The following is a 16,332-nucleotide window of genomic DNA, read 5'->3' as shown; positions in this document are numbered from 1 at the left end:
GGGGCACGCGGGGCAGAGCCGCAAGGGCAGGTCACTTAACAGCGGATCCCCCGACTCCAGCCGAACGATCCTCGCAGGCGAACACCCGCCAAGCCCGCCGGACATGCATCCCGGCGGATACCACGCGCACGGACCGCGCGCGGGCCGGTAAGGATTGGGCGCTGTTCCAAATTCCTGGAACAGCACCCCCGGCCCGCATCCTTGACCTGATGGACCGGCGCAATATGAGTTGCTCGGGCCTGCCCGGTCTCGAAGCGACTGATGCTTGCTGGGCGGGCGCGAAAGGACTCGCGCAGCGGCCTGGGGCCGGCTGACAGCTCGCGGTCCAGGAACCGGCGCAGCCGAGTATGGGAATTGGGCACTCCGGAGGTCAGGCCCTCCGCAGGCCACCGCCTCCACAAGACATCGTCCCCGCTGCTGGGACGAGAGTCCGTTTGCTTGTCGAGCTGAGTCGATCGTGCGGTCCTACGCGTCCCTCAGCTCGCGCTTGAGGATCTTGCCGGTGGCATTGGTGGGCAGGGCGTTGCGAAACTCCACGAGGCGGGGGTACTTGTAGCCCGCCATCTCGTCCCTGCACCAGTCGATCAGCTCCTCCTCGGTGAGCGTCGCGCCTGGGGCGCGGACCACGCAGGCCTTGATCTCCTCGCCGTGGCGGTCGTGGGGCACGCCGATGACGGCCGCCATGCTCACGTCGGGATGAGTGGCCAGTATCTCCTCGATCTCCCGTGGGTACACGTTGAATCCACCGCGGATGATCATGTCTTTGGCGCGGTCGACGATGTAGAACCAGCCGTCGGCGTCCCGGCGGGCCAGGTCGCCGGTGCGGAACCAGCCGTTGCGCATCACCTCGGCGGTCGCCTCGGGTCGGTTGTAGTAGCCCTTCATGATGTTGTGGCCGCGGACGACGATCTCGCCGATCGCGTCGACGCCCTGGACCGGTGTCCAGTCCTTGTCGATCAGGTCCACCTCGACGCCCCAGACGGGGCGCCCGATGGAGCCCGGACGCACCTCCTCGCCGGGCGGCACGAAAGTCGCCGCCGGGCTGGTCTCCGAGAGGCCATATCCCTCCATGATGGTGACCCCGAATCGCTCACTGAACCGGCGGTGGACGTCGACCGGCAGTGCCGAGGCTCCCGACCCGGCCATCCGCAGGTTCTTGGCGATCAGCGACAGGTCGACATCGGGCGCCTCCTCTTCGAGCAGGGCCCAGTACATCGTGGGAACACCCGCGAAGAAGGTGACCGCATGACGCTGCATCAGGGCCAGCGCGGACGAGGCGTCGAAGCGTGGCAGCAGCACCAGCGTCGCCCGCGAGGCGAGGCCGGCGTTCATCTGGACGACCTGGCCGAAGGAGTGGAAGAGCGGCAGCGTGATCAGGTGCACGTCGTGCTCGACTTCGCCGAACAGCTTGTGGCAGGTCAGCACATTGAGCATCACGTTGGAGTGGGTGAGCTCGGCGCCCTTGGGCCGGCCGGTGGTGCCGGAGGTGTACAGGATGAGCGCGGTGTCACCGGACTCGGTGGCCACCGTCTCGAAGTCCGCGCTCTGGCCGGCCAGCGCCGCGGTCAGGGTCTCGGCGCCCCCGATCGGCGAGAGCTCGGTGGGGGCGGCGGTCACCAGGAAGAAGTCCTCGCAGCCGGGGGTATCACCGAAGCCGGACCAGCCCTCCTGCCCCATCGGGAGGTCTGCGGTGCCCTCGAAGCAGAAGTAGGCCTTGGCCTCGGAGTCCGCGAGGTGGTACGCGATCTCCCGGCCCTTGAGCAGCACGTTGAGCGGGACGACCACCGCGCCGGCCTTGAGGATGCCGTAGTAGGCGATCGGGAACCAGGGGAGGTTCGGGCAGGACAGTGCGACCTTGTCTCCGGGCTGGATGCCGCGCGAGCGCAGCAGGTTGGCCACCCGACGGGCGGCCGTGTCCAGCTCGGCGTAGGTCAGCCGCTGGGTGCCCAGCACGACTGCCGTGCGGTCGGGCACGGTGCGGGCGCTGTTCTCCAGCAGGGCGGCGAGATTGAGCATGAGGTCTCCGTTGGGGATGCTTCTGTGAAGCCGTAGGCGTGGCGGCTGCGGGGGTCGGCAGGACCGAGGGCGGTCGGGGTCAGCCCCGCAGCGCGGCGGCGAAGAGTGCGGGCAGTTTCGTCAGGCTCGGCGCCGCTGTGAAGCGGGTGAGGCGCTGCACCGTGGTCAGCGCCGTGCTGTGGGTGACGAAGTACGGGGGGCGCGGGGACAGCGACGGGTCGCCCGTGACCAGGCTGCGGGGGGCCGGTGTGAACGGGGCGCGCAGGACTGTCTTCTCGATGTCTTCGAGCATGAAGGCGTTGTGCACGAAACCGATGCCGCTGCCGATGTCCTGGCGGGTGTGGCCGGGGTGGGCGCCCCACGGTGTGAAGCCGAGGAGAAAGCCGACTCCCGACCAGCAGTTGACGCCCAGTGTGCCGTAGCGCAGATCGGCGATGGCGGTGCGCACCGTCTCCCGGTGGGCCTTCTCGGTCTTCGGGTGGACGATCAGGGTTGCGCCCAGGGTGCCGGGCAGGGTGTCGTTGGCGAAGTCGACGGCGTGGCGGAGGAATTCGGCCGGGGTTGCGCCGGGCAGGCGCAGGACGCCCAGGGCGCTGCCGAAGACCTCGTCGGTGATGAGGACGTCGTCGTGGTGGTCGGTGATGTCGGGGACGAGCAGCCGGCAGTCGTCGCCGTGTGTCTCCGCCTGCGGGTGGGCGTCGCGCACTGCGGCGAGACGGTCTGCGGCGCCGGGGTAGTAGTCGGTGCGCGGGGGCAGATCGCGCAGTACCCGCCGGATCTCGTCGAGCAGCCTTTCGGCGCCGTCCCAGTCGCGCGGCAGGACCAGGATCTGGCTGGCGATGCAGTTGTGGCCGGAGTTGTTCATCTTGCTGGTGACGATGTGCTCGGCCTGGAAGCGGAAGTCGGCTTCGCTCCATGGGCCCGGCGCCACGATGCACGGGCTGACGCCACCGAGTTCGCTGCTGAAGGGCTTGGCGATCAGCGGGAGGTCGTCTCGGCGGCGTTGCTCCGCTTCCTCGTCCGTGCCCCAGACGATGGCGTCGTGGGTGCGATCGCTGCCGGTGACGTGGATGGTGTCGATGCCGTCGTGGCGGGAAAGATAGCTGCCTTCGGCCGCGCCGCCGTCGACGAAGCGGACCCAGCCGCGTCCGACGAACTCGGCGAAGACGTACTCGAAGTGGGGGCGGAGATAGTCGTTGACCGGGTTCATCTTGGCGATGACGACCTGGCCCTCGGCGTAGAGCTTGTGCAGGATGTCGAGCGCCGTGATGGCGGCGACGTTGCCGGCGCCGAGTACCAGGGCCAGGGCCGGGTCTCCCTGCCTACCCCGGTACTCGCCCGCGGCGCGCTCCCGCGCCTGCTCCGCCGTGACGCCCGGGCGCATCCACACCTGCGCCCGGAACCCGTTGAGCAGCAGGGTGTCCCAGCCGGTGGCGGGAAAGACGTCCACCCGGGTGCGGCCGTGCTCCTGGTGGACAGCCTTGGCTTCCAGCGGATCCCGGCCCGCGGCTATCCGGCGCAGGACGTGTAGGAGCGCCGCGGTGTTCTGGGCCAGGGCCCAGGGGCCGCCCATCCAGTCTTCCGCCGCCCAGGAGGAGTCCGGTTCGTACCCTTTCGCGTGGGAGCCCGCAGCGGCCATCTCGGCCGCACGAGCGATGACACGCGGCAGCAACCGCTCCAGGAGGGCGATGCGTTCGGTGAGCGGGGTGGTGGACCAGGACTCGGCGTTGCCGCGCACCTGGGCCACGGTGCGGTCGAGGAAGGAGGTGTCGAGGGCGCTGGTGTTCAACGTCGTCCCTTGCGGAAGGTCGGGAGTGGGAAGGGCGGGGCTGCCCCGTGCGCTGTGACCAGGAGCAGGCCGGTACGTGTCGTCACACGGAGAGCAGGCGGGCGTCGCGGTCGGGGTTGATCAGTGTGACGGCGGCGGTTCCGCCCGCCAGGAGCAAGGCACCGGTGATCAGGACCGCGTACTGGTAGCCCCCCGCTCCATGGGTGTCCACGAGGCTGCCGATCAGCGTCGGGGCGACCAGACCGGCGGTGGTCACCGCGGCATTCATGAGGCCCAGGGCGCCGCCGCGACGATTGGCGGGAGCCAGCTCCATGATGGTGGTGGCGGCGATGCTGCCCATCGCCCCAGCGAGGCCGAATGCGCCGATCAGCAGCACGACGGTCACGGCACCGGCCGGGGCGACGGACAGGGCCAGACAGGAAACTCCGGAGGTGAGCAGAAGGGCGCCGCCGACCCAACCGCGGGCCCGCCGGCTCGTGATTCCGCGGCGCAGCATCCATCCGGTCAGGCCCGCTTGTGCGAGCACCAGGATTCCGCTCAGACCCCAGAACAGCATCAGCAGCTGTGTGGACACGGCCGAGGAGTAGCCCAGCCCGTCACGAAGGTAGGAGGGGAGCCACACCAGGGCGAAGGCGATCACCCAGTAGGTGCTGAAGTAGCCGATCGTGACACCGATCCAGGTGCGGGTCGCGAGGATTCGGCGGTACGGCATCTTGGGCTGTGCTTCGCCCGCGGTCCCGGTCCCGGCCTCCTTGCCCGTCCCCGGCCCGTCGTCGGAGACCGCCCCGGCCGGGGAGTCGTTGTCCGACATGGTCGCGTACGGGCCCTCCCCGCCGAAGGGGATCCACAACAGCGTCCACACCGCGCCGGCCAGCGCCACCGCGGCTACGGCCGAGCGCCAGCCATGATGGTTGATCAACCACGTCAGCACGGGAGCGGCGACCAGGACCCCCAGTGTGATGCCCAGGACGATCAACGCCCCGGGCAAGTTGCGCCGGTGGTTCGGGAACCAGGACAGGGTCGTCTGCTGGGCGACCGGGTAGGCGGGCCCCTCGGCGGCGCCGAGGAGAACACGTGAGGCGATGAGCACCGCGAGCCCTCCCCCGACGGCCAGTGGCGCCTGGGAGACGGACCACAGGACAGCCATGATCAGCAGCAGCCACTTCGGCCGTACGCGGTCGGCGAGCAGCCCCACCGCGGCGCCGGAGAGCGAGAACAGCAGGAAGAAGGCGCTGCTGGCGAGCCCGAAGGCCGATGCCGACAGGCCGAGGTCCTGTCGAATCTCTTCCGCGGCCAGACCGAGCACGGACTTGTCGGCGAAATTGATCATCATGAAGACGACGAGCAGCGCCGTGACGATCCACGCGCGGCCTCTCGTTCCGCTCGGCGCCATCGGGGGGCCGGCGGGCACAGCAGGTGCGACGTCGGTATCGGTCACAAGGGCTCCGCGGAGACTGGATGGGGAGGGGAGGACGGGCCGGGAGCTCGATCAGGAGAGCGGGACGCCGGCGATCGCGATGCGCTCCATGACACGGCGCTGCGGGAAGTAGTCGTTGATCGCGTAGTGCTGGGTGGCGATGTTGTCCCAGATCGCGACGGAGCCCGGCTGCCAGCGGAAGCGCACCTGGTACTCGGGAATGCGGGCCTGGAGGACGAGCTCGCCCAGCAGTTCGCGGCTTTCCACGTCCGACAGGCCGAGGATCCGGGTGGTGAAGGGCTCGTTGACGTAGAGCAGCTTGCGGCCGGTGCGCGGGTGGCGGACGACCACCGGGTGCTCGACGGCCGGCAGGTTCTCACGGTGCGCCGCGAGCTGGGCCTCGGTCATCAGCGACCCCCAGCTGGGCACCCAGTCGTGCACTGCGGTGAGGCCTTCGATGCGGTCCTTCATGGACTCGGTGAGGTTGTCGTAGGCGGCCGCCATGTCGGCCCACATGGTGTCGCCGCCGGCGGACGGAACCTCGACGGCGCGCAGGACGGAGCCGAGTGCCGGCGCGGCCATGAACGAGTGGTCGCTGTGCCAGATGTTCTCGGTGCCCATCGCCATGGCGTCCTTGGCCAGACGGGAGACGCCGACGGTGTTGCCCTTGGGAAAGAAGGGGTTCGGCTCCGGCTCGCCCCACAGTCCGGAGAAGGCGAGCTGGGCCTGCGGGTCGAAGGCTTGCTGGCCGCGGAAGAACAGCACCTTCCACTCCAGCAGGGCCTGCCTGATCTCCGCCGCGAGGTCCTCGCCGATCGGGAGCGAGAGATCGACGCCCTCGATCTCGGCGCCGATGTGCGGCGTGAGCGGGCAGATGTCCAGAAGGAGGTAGTCGGGCTGCTCCGCGCCCGGCGCGATGCGGTCGAGGGTGCGCTTCCCGTAGTGCATGAGCGGCTTGTCGAGCGCAGGGGCGGGGGTGGTGACGGCGCTGTCCATGAGGCCTCCGTAACGAGAGACGGAAAATCGTTACCGGAAGTATCGTTATTGAGTCATGGGGAGGCAAGAGACCTGGTGCCACGAAAATATGAAGCCGGAGGCCGGAGGCCGGAAGCCGGAGGCCGGAAGCCGGAGGCCGGAAGCCGTCAGCCGCCCGCGCTGACCGCCCGGGCGACGAGATCGACCAGCGCGTCCACGAAGCGGGCGTCCGGCAGCTCCTGCTCACCGATCAGCCGGAAGAGCAGTGGTGCGGCCACCAAAGTGGCCGCGGCCCGGACGTCGGTGCCCGGGTCCACGTCACCACGGGCGATCCCCCGTTCGAGGATGCGCCTCGTCTCGCTCGTGATCCGCTCGGTGTACTCCGCGTACTGGGCCCGGCCCGCCCCGATCTCGGCCGCCGCACCGATGAGGCCCGCGATCAGCCGGTCGGAACCCGGCAGCCGGTAGGCCTCCAGACGAGCGGTGAGCACGAAGCGGAGCTCCGCGCGGAAGTCGCCCAGATCAGGCACCGACAGGACGCCGATGCGCGTCTCGGCAGCAGCGATGATCAGCTCCTGCTTGGTGGGCCAACGCCGGTAGATGGCGGGCTTGCTCACCCCGGCCCGCGCGGCGACGGCATCCATCGTGACCGCCTCGATCCCCTGCTCGGTGACCAAGTCCACGACCGCGTTGAGAACGGCACGTGTGACCCGCTCCTCCCGCGGTCGCCCCGGTCCCCGCTCCGTACCGCGCGACTGCGTATCCACCATGCTCCGAGCCTACGATCTCCACCGACCCATGTGGACCAGGGGGTGCGTAGCGACCGACGTTCAGCCGGGGATCAGTCGCCCAGAACTGATGGGCTGACTCGCGGGTGATTGGGTGTGCGGCCTGAGGTCTGGCTGCGTGTGACAACGGGCTTCCGGAAGGCGATGGCGTACCTGTGGCAGGCCCTCATCCGTGCTGCCGGCCGGTTGCACAGCGCCGTCGTCGCGAAGTTCGAGGGCCTCATCGCCGAGCCCCAGCTGGGCGAGCCCACATGGTGTCGTCGGAACCACTTCGTACGGGGAGTTCATGACCGCGGGCGGCTTGTTGCGCGCCTTCCCGCGGCCGCACCCCCATGCACGGCCGCCCAGGGAAAGGTGCGCCCATCCGGGCGGGGTCAGCGTGTATCGCCGGTCGGGGTCAACCCCGTGGACATAGGTTCGCAGCGGAATGTGCCTGGCTGGGCACCTAAGTAAGTAGGAAGTGAGTGCCGGCGATGACCGAGCAGCGAACCGTCACCGTCTTCGGCGCGACGGGACACCAGGGAGGCTCACTCGTACGGGCGATCCTCGCGGACCGGGACAGTGGATTCGTGGTCCGCGCGGTGACCCGTCGGCCGGACTCGGACCGGGGCAAGGAGCTGGAACGGCTCGGGGCCGAGGTGGTCCGGGCCGATCTGGATGACGAGGAGAGCCTGGTCGCGGCACTCGAGGGCGCGTACGGGGCGTACCTGGTGACCAATTTCTGGGAAGACATGGACGCGGCGCACGAGAAGGCGCAGGCCGCGGCCCTGTCTCGGGCGGCGTCGCAGGCGGGTGTGCAGCACGCCATCTGGTCCACCCTGGAGGACACGCGCGAGTGCATTCCGCTGGACGACGGCCGGATGCCCACGCTCCAGGGCTCGTACAAGGTCCCGCACTTCGACGGCAAGGCCGAAGCAGACCACTACTTCACCGACGACGGTGTACCGACCACCTTCCTGCGCACCACCTTCTACTGGGAGAACCTGTTCGAGGCGTTCGCCCCGGAGCGCGGCGAGGACGGCGCCTTCGAGCTGAACTTCCCGATGGGCGACAGCAGACTCTCCGGCATCGCCGTCGACGACATCGGCAAGACGGCGCTCGCCATCCTCAAGCGCGGCACCGACTTCATCCCGGCCACTGTCAGCATCGCGGGCGAACACCTGCCCGTCGCCGCCATGGCCGCGGCGCTCTCGGAGTCACTCGGGGAGCCCGTCCGCTACCGCCCCCTGACGCCGGCCGCGTTCCGCGCGCTGGGCTTCCCGGGCGCCGACGAGGCCGGCAACATGTTCCAGTTCTACGCCGATTGCGAGGCCCGCTTCACGGGTGCCCGCGACCTCGACGCCGTCCGCGCCCTCAACCCGGCCCTCCAGGACTTCTCCACGTGGCTGGCCGCGCACCGCGACAGGTTCCACTGGAGCTGAGGGCTGCGAGCACCGTCAGTGTGCAGGTGGGCACGGTGGTTCTGTACAGGCTGCGGGTGAGTGGCGCGGTCATGGCTTTCGGCCCGTCTCGCTCGACGGGGACGCTGTCCCGGTGCGGGCAGCGGACGGCGCTGGTCGGGCAGCACCTCGCGCGTCGTCGTGCGTCACCGGGTACGGCACATCTCGTCCGGGGCCTTGGAACCGGCCGCCGGAAAATTCAAGGCGGCCGCCCGGCGCCTGACGGTGGTGATCTTTCCTCACCCGCCGTCGGCCCCGCCGCGATCCGGAGCCGCGGGCCGGTGCCGGTTGCGGTACGCCCCGGGAGGCATGCCCTCCCACCATGTGAGGCACGGACCAGGGCCGTCGCGCCGCTCAGACCGGAGAGGGGGGCGATCCGGTCCAGCGGCAGGGCTGTGGTCTCCAGCAGCCGCCTGGTCCGGCCGTGGCGGGCCGCGTCCAGGAGCGCGCGCCACGCCGTGCCCTCCGTGTGCAGGGCCCTGCGCAGGGTCCGGACGCTGAGGTTGAGCTCCTTGGCGGGAGCCTCGTGGCCCGCTCCCGCGAGTGCGGCGTGTTCCAGCCGCTGCCCTACGCGCTCGGCGACGTGGCGACCTCGGACAGCTGGTGCAGGAGCCGGTCGGCGTAAGCCCGGTGCAGGGCGTTGAGCGCCGGATCGTACAGGGGGCCGGCGCCTGTCGAGGTCCTCGTTGGCGACCGTGATCGCGTTTTCCCGGGCGTCGAAGGCGACGTGGCAGCCGAGGACGCGGACGTAGGACTCTGGCGACCCCGCAAGGGGGTGGGCGAAGACACGGCCAGGGGCGCCCAGTCGTCCCCGGCGATCCAGCGGGGCGGGCGGTGCGTGGAGGGCCGCCACTCCACGCAGGCGGTGGCCTTTCACGCACCGCATCGGCTACGGAGCCGGGGTGAACTCCACGACGGTGTCGCCGCAGCCGGCGGCGATGTCCAGCAGCCGCTCCCGCTCCGCCCCATCGGCGGCCAGGCCCCAGCGGAGCTTGGTCGCCGTCCACTCCGCGGCGTACCGGCACAGCGCGTCCGGCGCCGGCGGCAGCCACTGCGCCGGGTCCCGGGCCGCCTTGGATCGGTTCGAGCGGGCGGTAACCGCGAGCAGGGAGGACAGTGGCAGATTCGGCCACGCAAGGAACGACGGTTGTCACCGGATTGGCGCGCTACCTGTCACCAAGCGCGCGTGAAGCAGGGCAGGTGTCACCGGCCCGGTGCTGCATCGGCACCCCGAGCAGTGCAGTTGTCCAGGCCCTGTTCTCGCGCAGCTACGGCGAACGGACATGTAAGCGCGGGCCGCGCGTCGCACAGCCCGGACGGGCAGGTCCGACGTTAACGTCGGGCGCCATGACGGAGCCCATCTTCCACATCGACCGTTCGGACATTCTCGACGGCAGCATCGAGGAGGTCAGGGTCAGGATGCGCGATCTGGCCGCGTTCGCCGAGGAGCGTGAGCCGCAGCTGATCGCCTACCACTTCTACGTCGATGAGTCCGAGTCGACAATGAGCGTCATCGCCGTCCATCCCGACACGGCGTCGATGGAGCTCCACCTGGAGATCGGTGGGCCGAAGTTCCGCGGCTTCGGTCCGTTCATCCGGATGAGGTCCATCGACCTGTACGGCAGACCAAGCCCGGCAGTCGTGAATCAGCTCCGCCAGAAGGCCGAGATGCTCGGCGGTGCCCCCGTCACGGTCCACACCATCGAAGCCGGCTTCAGCCACCTGAACGGCTGAAGCCCCAGAACCGAGGTCTTCCCCCCCGGCCGAGTCGACCATGGCAGCCACACAGCGCTACATGTCCGTTCGCCGTGGCGATACGAGAACAGGGCGGTCTCGACAGTCCGCCCGTGTGCCGGAACACGCTAGTTGTCACCGGGGGTGGAGCGTGGCCGTGGCCTGCGTGTTGTCCAGGTGGCAACTAGCGTGTCCCGGCACAGCCCGGCGCCGTGCCGGGCGTGGACTCGCTGCCCCTCAACAATCTGGCGAACACTTCGAAGGACCCCCTGAGTTCGTCCGTCGCTAATGAGGGCTGGGCCGGGGGGCCTGACCAGTTCCCTGTCCAACCTCGACATGCGGCGATCCGCAGCTGGTAACGGGAGTAGCGGCGGTGGCCGCCGGCGGAGCGGAGCGGGGTGATGAGGCGGGCTTCGCCCAGAGCACGGAGGAAGGCCTGGGTGGCGCCGAGGATTTCGGCGGCCCGGCCCATGGTGCAGGCGGGGTAGTCGTCGTCGAGACGGCCGAACGAGTCGTCTGCTGTCACATGGAACCCCTCTCTCGTGGAACGCGTCGAGGGCCCTGGTGCCGTACGGCACCAGGGCCCCGAAGGAACTGCTACACCATCTGCCGGCCCTGATCCTGCGCCGGGCTACTGTGTCCGCGGGTCCGACCGGAATGCTGCCGGGGCCGCGGGGATCGCGTTTGCTTGACCGGAGACCACCTCACTATCGATGTCCTGCGGTACCCGGACTCGACTTCCGCCCGGGCGATCCTGATGGCGCTTTGTTCCTCCGTTTCTTCCCTCGGTGATCGACTGCATCTTGCTGTACTGCGTATTGCTGGTGAAGCGAACTGTTGAGCGGCCTGTCACAGCGCCACTCTCCGGCAGCCAGCCCCGTCGCCCATCCTGCGGCTGCTCTGGCTCAGAACCCCACTGCCGAACCTCCCGGTGCGCGCGCCCGCAGCCGACGCCTTCACCGAGGTACTGCTCACTGACTTCACTGCTGGGTACTGCGAACTGCATTTTCAGGTACCGCTTCAGGTACTGCCACTGCGGGAACTGCGGTACTGCTTGCGGCGACCCCTGATCACTGCGGGTCACCCGGTCCGGTCGTCAGTCCCGTCACCGTCCTGCAACCGCGCTGGCTTCGAGACTCCACCACCGCACCGTTCTGCATGCTGCAACTGCGGGTCCTGCTGCCCGGCAGTTCGTCTCTGCCAGGCCATTCGTTCTCTCTGCGCTACGAGAGAAACCATAACCACGCCACCGTCCAATGTCTACTGCGGCCGTAATAGATTTACTCATCCGGCGGATAAGGAGAGAGTCCCCGGACCCCACGGCCACTCCCCAGCCCTGCCCAAGCCCGGACAAGGAAGGCCATCCACGCCCCGCTGCTCCACCCGCAACGTCCCGCCCAGCCGGGCCGGGCCAGCCCGGGCCACCTCAACGACGCGTACCACGCCTCGCCTTGGCCTGCCCCGATGCAAGAACTGAGACCTCTCAGCCCCGCTCTGCAACGCAGACAGGCGATGCGATCTGGAGCAAATCACAACTCGCGAGGCATGGCCTTGGCCCGAGCAGCTCGCTCCTCCTTCCCATCCGGGCACGCCGCTGCTGCCGTCGCCTTCGCCGCCGCCGCTCCCTCGTGGCCACTGGCCGCCGCCGCGTGCGCCGTCCCTACGCTCCTGGTGGGACTCGAACGGATCCACGCCGGGGCGCACCACCCCTCCGACGTCGCAGCAGGCACCGTCATCGGCCTGGCCTCCGCCGCCCTCGTCCGCGCGGCGCCACGCCTGGAGCGTGTCTGAAAGATCGTGTAAGTCCGTGATGTGGAAGCCTGGCCCGGGGCTCGGCCTCGGGCCTGTGGGCCAGGCGGATCGGACGAGTCATGGCAGACAAAGACGAAGCGGCCGCGTCCGTGGCCGGCGACAAGACGGTCGACGAGGTGGTCGAGCGGCTGCTCGACAAAGCTGACTCCTCGGGAGCGGCCCTGCTCGGCGAGGGCGGGCTCCTGACGGAGATCACCAAGGCTGTTCTGGAGCGGGCTCTGGAAGCCGAGATGAGTGAACACCTCGGCTACGAACGCGGAGATTCCGCAGGTCACGGCTCTGGAAACTCCCGGAACGGGACGTCGCCCAAGAGGGTCCTGACCGATGCCGGCGCCGTCACTTTGGCGGTGCCCAGAGACCGCAACGGTGAGTTCGAGCCGCGTCTGGTCCCGAAGAACGCCCGCCGGCTGGCGGGATTCAACGACCGGATCCTCTCGCTCTACGCGCGCGGGATGAGCGTGCGCGACATCCGCTCCCACCTCGCCCAGATCTACGGAGTCGAGGTCAGCCCAGACCTGATCAGCAAGGTCACCGACGCCGTGATCGACGAGCTCGTGACCTGGCAGAACCGGCCCCTCGACGCGGTCTGGCCGATCATCTACATCGACGCATTGTGGGTGAAGATCCGTTCTGGCTCGGTGACATCGAAGCCGGTTTACCTGGCCGTCGGCGTCGACATGGACGGCCGCAAAGACGTCCTCGGCTTGTGGGTTGGAGCCGAGGGTGAAGGCGCGACCACGTGGATGGCGGTGCTGTCGGAACTGCGGAACCGGGGTATCGAGGACGTGTGCATCGTCGTCTGCGATGGTCTGAAAGGCCTGCCCGACGCCGTCACCGCGACCTGGCCCAAGGCCACGGTCCAGACGTGCGTGATTCACCTGACCAGGGCCTCGCTCAGACTGTCGTCCGTGCGGGACCACCCGAAGCTGGTGCCGGCTCTGAGAGCGATCTACACAGCGCCGACCGAGACGGCCGCCGAACAGGCCCTTGACGCGTTCGAGGCCTCTGACCTGGGCGAACGCTACCCGGCGATCGTGCGGACCTGGCGGTCGGCCTGGCCGGAGTTCACTCCCTACCTGGCGTTCCCACCGGCCATAAGGACGGTGGTCTACTCCACGAACATGGTCGAATCGATCAACTCGCGGCTCCGCAAAGCCACCCGCAACCGCGGCCATTTCCCCTCGGAACAGGCAGCGTTGAAGGTCCTCTACCTCGCAGTCCGCGAGCAGATCAACCCCAAAGCGCGCGATGCCAACCACGTCGCCCCACACTGGAAGGAAGCGCTGAACCAGTTCTCACTCTTCTTCGAGGACCGGCTCAGCATCCAATGACACCAACCGACTTACACAAGATCGCTGACACGCCCCACGCCTGCTGCTGAGCGGATAGGTCGGCACGTGGGCAGGGCAGGCGCTCCTCGCCTGGGGGGCGAGGGCTGTGCCTGGGCACCTGTGGTGCCTGCCGGTGATGCGGACCGGGGCGTCCGATGAGCCTGGGCACTGATCCCGCTCAGCCGAGTCCGCAGCTGGTTCGGCCCTGCGTGCTGCTTTCATGACCGGCCGGTGTTCGTGTCGCGCGTGGGTTCAGCCCTCGACTCCGGTGGAGGTGTGGGGGGCGCCGACGGGCTTGGATTCCGGGGAGCCGCGCTGGCGCAGGTAGACGGAGAGGATGGCCATGGCGGCCACGGCGAGGAGTTCCGACTGCCAGTTCTGCAACGATCGGTTCCAGAAGTCGGCGGAGGCGAGGTAGCCGCCCCAGGACACCGGGGGCAGGAGGTCGCGCAGCTGCCGCTCGTTGTAGGCGGCCGTGCCGGCGATGGACTGGGCGAGCCAGGACAGCACGAAGAGCAGGGCCATCACGGTGCCCAGGGATCGCGAGTACAGGCGTTGGCGCCAGTCGTTGGTGCCGGCCCAGCGGGGTGAGTCGGCATGGGCGTGGTCGCCGATGCGTTGCTCCTGGTCGCTTTCCGGTCCTGCCTTGTGGAGTTCCTTGGATTCGGGCGAGCCGCGCTGGAGGAGCCAGACGGTGCCGAAGATGTAGAGGAAGAACTGCAGGAACTCCGACTGCCAGTTCTCGGTCACGTCGACGGCGAAGTCCGAGGACATCAGGTACTCGCCGAGGGTGAGCTGCTGGAGTCCGTCGGTGGCGAGGTCCTCGTTGAACCCGGCGTGGCCGGCAAAGGCCTGGCCGGCCAGGACGATGAAGAACGCGCCCCCGAAGGCCAGAGTGAGGCTGTTGTCCCGCCAGAACCCGCCCCGGCGGCGGTCGCCGTTCACCGGTGCATCGCCCCGATCGCCATGAAGTAGCCCAGGCCACCCAGGATCGTCACCAGACATGCGATGAACAAGGCCCGCACGTCAGTCTCCCTTCAGCGAGCACCGGTAGGGCTTGTCGGCCTCGGGTGTGCAGCCCGCTGCGACCACTTTCCACCCGTCGTCGAACTGCGACAGGAACAGGGTGTCGTCGCTCAAGCGCAGCAGCGCCTGCCGTCCGTACAACTGCGTACTTTGCACGTCACCGGCGGTGGGCAGCTCCTGGCCCTGCAGGGCCGGGCCGCAGGGTTTGCTCTCGTCTGCTTCGAGCTGCCGGCGCGTCTGTGGGGCGAGGAGTGCGCACGCGCGGGGGTAGTCGGTGGCCGCGAGGGCCTGCTCGAAGGCGGTGCCGGCCTGCCGGGCTGCGTCCAGCCGCGGCGCGGGCGCCCCGCACCCGCACAGCGCCACCACCACGGCAGCCAGAAAGGTCGGGACGGGACAGCAGCGCCGGATACGCAGGTAAGGGTGGGGAGGCTCGGGGCAGATCACTTGCTGGCTGCGCTGGGGACGGCGAGCGGATCACGCGGGGCCTTGTTCTTCTCGGCTTCGAGCTGATCGCCGAGCTCGGTGAGCCGCTTGCGGCCCATCGCCTTACGGACTTGCGGGAACCACTCCTGCTCTTCCTCTTCGACGTGGTGGCGGACGTTCTCCATGAGGACGCTCATCTTCGCCTTGAAGCGTTCGTCGGCGGGATCCATGTTCTTCAGCTCGGAGAGCATCCATACGACGGCGTGGTGTTCCTCGATGCTCTCGAGAATGTGATCGGTGGTCTCGGGGGCGGCTTCACGGGCGGCGGGATAGAAGATGCGCTCCTCGACCCACGCATGCACGGTGAGCTCTTCGATCACCTCGTCGGCGATCGTCCGCCGCTCGGCGACATCGTCGTCACCGGTCTTCTCGAACCGCTTGAACAGCTTCTCGACCGTCTTGTGATCATCGCGCAGCAGCACGATCGCGTCCATGTCCGTACCCTCCACCGCGGCCTAAGGGCACCCGTGCTCGGGGACCAGCACCACCATGACTCCGCAGATGAGCGCGAGACCCGTTCAGACACAGAACACCGTCAGAGACCGCCCGCCCGGACCAACAGGGCATCGTGCCCGGAAGGGCGGGGTTGTCGTGCCGTGACGGTCCGCGGATGCGCCCGCAGGGCGCGCGCCCGGGCTGCGGGCACTGAGCTCGGGGCTGATGAGCGCAAGGCTCGGCACGCGGGTAGGCACTGTTCGACGCCCGCATGCACGGCCGGTCTCCGGGCAGGCGCCCGACGGCACATCGTGCCGTCTCGCTCCCGTTCGGGAGGAGTGCTGATCATGCCGAGCACACGCGAGATCATGACCCTGGGGGCACGGGCAGCGGGCGCCGGGGACAGTGTTCTGGACGCGGCGAAGAAGGCGACCGACGGAGGCAGCGACGCGCTGCCCATCTGCGGCACCGATAACGAGACCCTCCTTCCTGTCAGGCTGGCGACTTCGTCCAGGGCGAAGCCGCCACCCTCGGCACCGGCAGCGACGCCGCCGAGGCAGCCCTGCGGACGATGACCGAGCACAAGGCCGTCGGCTGCCCGCCCTGCGCGGACACGCCCTCGGCGGCGTCGTCGCCCAGGCCTGCCATCGCCCGCACCTTGCCCAGCCCCCAGAGCCGGATCTCATCCCCCCTGACCGCCGATTGAAGTCACGCGCCCAGTCACTCCCGTGGCACCAGCGGCTGAGAGGCGGCGATCCCATGACGAGCACGGCGCTCATCGTGATCGACCTGCTGAACACCTACGACCACGAGGACGCCGACGCCCTGGTCTCCTCGGTGCGCGAAGCGCTGCCCGACGCCCCTGAGCTACCTGCTGGGCCAGCTGGACGTGCGCCGACTCGTCCTGTGCGGACAGGTCACCGAGCAGTGCATCCTCTACTCCGCGCTCGACGCACACATACGGCACTTCGACGTCAGCATCGTCCCCGAGGCCGTGGCCCACATCGACCCCGAGCTCGCCAGGGCCGCACTGCGCATCACGCGGCCGCCGGTCTGGGCGCCCAGGCCTTGGTAGCCGGCGTCGGCC

General features: G+C 69.0%; 14 protein-coding genes, 3 pseudogenes and 1 riboswitch. Of the genes and pseudogenes, 5 read left to right on the top strand and 12 right to left on the bottom strand.

Translation table 11 applies throughout. The features are described 5' to 3' along the window. Positions 1-465 precede the first annotated feature (465 nt). The 5 genes from AB5J51_RS38475 to AB5J51_RS38455 form a co-directional block, all read right to left on the bottom strand. On the bottom strand, positions 466-2,016 hold the full coding sequence (locus AB5J51_RS38475; RefSeq protein WP_369779916.1) for a long-chain fatty acid--CoA ligase: 1,551 nt from the start codon (positions 2,014-2,016) through the stop codon (positions 466-468). Between the two features lie 79 nt (positions 2,017-2,095). After that, positions 2,096-3,805 carry an aldehyde dehydrogenase family protein gene (locus AB5J51_RS38470; protein ID WP_369779915.1) on the bottom strand — a complete coding sequence of 570 codons (1,710 nt, stop codon included), beginning with the start codon at positions 3,803-3,805 and terminating at the stop codon, positions 2,096-2,098. Between the two features lie 82 nt (positions 3,806-3,887). Beyond that, on the bottom strand, positions 3,888-5,243 hold the full coding sequence (locus AB5J51_RS38465) for an MFS transporter (RefSeq protein ID WP_369779914.1): 1,356 nt from the start codon (positions 5,241-5,243) through the stop codon (positions 3,888-3,890). Between the two features lie 51 nt (positions 5,244-5,294). Beyond that, entirely contained in the window at positions 5,295-6,218 is a 924-nt protein-coding gene (locus AB5J51_RS38460; protein WP_053788179.1) for a TauD/TfdA family dioxygenase, read from the bottom strand. Between the two features lie 146 nt (positions 6,219-6,364). Further along, on the bottom strand, positions 6,365-6,967 hold the full coding sequence (locus AB5J51_RS38455; protein WP_053788178.1) for a TetR/AcrR family transcriptional regulator: 603 nt from the start codon (positions 6,965-6,967) through the stop codon (positions 6,365-6,367). Between the two features lie 491 nt (positions 6,968-7,458). Here AB5J51_RS38455 and AB5J51_RS38450 point away from each other — a divergent pair, with 491 nt between their 5' ends. Beyond that, the gene (locus AB5J51_RS38450; RefSeq protein ID WP_369779913.1) at positions 7,459-8,406 is read left to right on the top strand and encodes an NmrA/HSCARG family protein; all 948 of its coding nucleotides are present in this window, start codon (positions 7,459-7,461) and stop codon (positions 8,404-8,406) included. A gap of 148 nt (positions 8,407-8,554) precedes the next feature. Then, a riboswitch (guanidine-III (ykkC-III) riboswitch) is annotated at positions 8,555-8,616 on the bottom strand. 7 nt (positions 8,617-8,623) lie between these two features. On the opposite strand, the gene AB5J51_RS38445 is transcribed toward AB5J51_RS38450, so the two are convergent. After that, the gene (locus AB5J51_RS38445; protein ID WP_369779912.1) at positions 8,624-9,310 is read right to left on the bottom strand and encodes a helix-turn-helix domain-containing protein; all 687 of its coding nucleotides are present in this window, start codon (positions 9,308-9,310) and stop codon (positions 8,624-8,626) included. Between the two features lie 3 nt (positions 9,311-9,313). Then, a pseudogene (locus AB5J51_RS38440) lies at positions 9,314-9,538 on the bottom strand (HNH endonuclease); the annotation flags it as partial. A gap of 233 nt (positions 9,539-9,771) precedes the next feature. Between AB5J51_RS38440 and AB5J51_RS38435 the strand changes: the two are divergent. Then, complete coding sequence (locus AB5J51_RS38435) at positions 9,772-10,158, top strand: hypothetical protein (RefSeq protein ID WP_369779911.1); 387 nt, start codon at positions 9,772-9,774, stop codon at positions 10,156-10,158. 337 nt (positions 10,159-10,495) lie between these two features. Here AB5J51_RS38435 and AB5J51_RS38430 read toward each other — a convergent pair. Further along, a pseudogene (locus tag AB5J51_RS38430) lies at positions 10,496-10,684 on the bottom strand (MerR family DNA-binding transcriptional regulator); the annotation flags it as partial. Between the two features lie 836 nt (positions 10,685-11,520). Between AB5J51_RS38430 and AB5J51_RS38425 the strand changes: the two are divergent. Together AB5J51_RS38425 and AB5J51_RS38420 are read left to right on the top strand one after the other, a co-directional pair. Next, a complete protein-coding gene (locus tag AB5J51_RS38425; protein WP_369780388.1) occupies positions 11,521-11,949 on the top strand; it encodes a phosphatase PAP2 family protein in 429 nt (142 codons plus the stop codon). Between the two features lie 80 nt (positions 11,950-12,029). Further along, the gene (locus tag AB5J51_RS38420) at positions 12,030-13,301 is read left to right on the top strand and encodes an IS256 family transposase (protein WP_369776550.1); all 1,272 of its coding nucleotides are present in this window, start codon (positions 12,030-12,032) and stop codon (positions 13,299-13,301) included. Positions 13,302-13,553: 252 nt separating this feature from the next. Here the strand turns inward: AB5J51_RS38420 and AB5J51_RS38415 are convergent, their stop codons facing one another. The 4 genes from AB5J51_RS38415 to AB5J51_RS38400 all read right to left on the bottom strand — a co-directional run bounded on the left by AB5J51_RS38415 (position 13,554) and on the right by AB5J51_RS38400 (position 15,893). After that, positions 13,554-14,246, bottom strand: a complete 693-nt coding sequence (locus tag AB5J51_RS38415) for a DUF6766 family protein (RefSeq protein ID WP_136224149.1) — start codon at positions 14,244-14,246, stop codon at positions 13,554-13,556. Positions 14,247-14,327: 81 nt separating this feature from the next. Then, positions 14,328-14,696: a hypothetical protein gene (locus AB5J51_RS38410; protein WP_369779910.1), complete on the bottom strand. Its 369-nt coding sequence runs from the start codon at positions 14,694-14,696 to the stop codon at positions 14,328-14,330. 71 nt (positions 14,697-14,767) lie between these two features. Further along, positions 14,768-15,244, bottom strand: coding sequence for a hemerythrin domain-containing protein (locus AB5J51_RS38405; RefSeq protein WP_136224148.1), 477 nt, complete (start codon positions 15,242-15,244; stop codon positions 14,768-14,770). Between the two features lie 493 nt (positions 15,245-15,737). Then, positions 15,738-15,893 carry a hypothetical protein gene (locus tag AB5J51_RS38400; RefSeq protein WP_168724221.1) on the bottom strand — a complete coding sequence of 52 codons (156 nt, stop codon included), beginning with the start codon at positions 15,891-15,893 and terminating at the stop codon, positions 15,738-15,740. Between the two features lie 111 nt (positions 15,894-16,004). Here AB5J51_RS38400 and AB5J51_RS38395 point away from each other — a divergent pair. After that, positions 16,005-16,320 (top strand): annotated as a pseudogene (locus AB5J51_RS38395) (cysteine hydrolase family protein). Positions 16,321-16,332 lie beyond the last annotated feature (12 nt).

Origin of the sequence: Streptomyces sp. R33 (assembly GCF_041200175.1) — a bacterium.
In the GTDB taxonomy this organism is placed as follows: domain Bacteria; phylum Actinomycetota; class Actinomycetes; order Streptomycetales; family Streptomycetaceae; genus Streptomyces; species Streptomyces katrae_B.
This window is presented reverse-complemented; position numbering and strand designations above follow the sequence as displayed.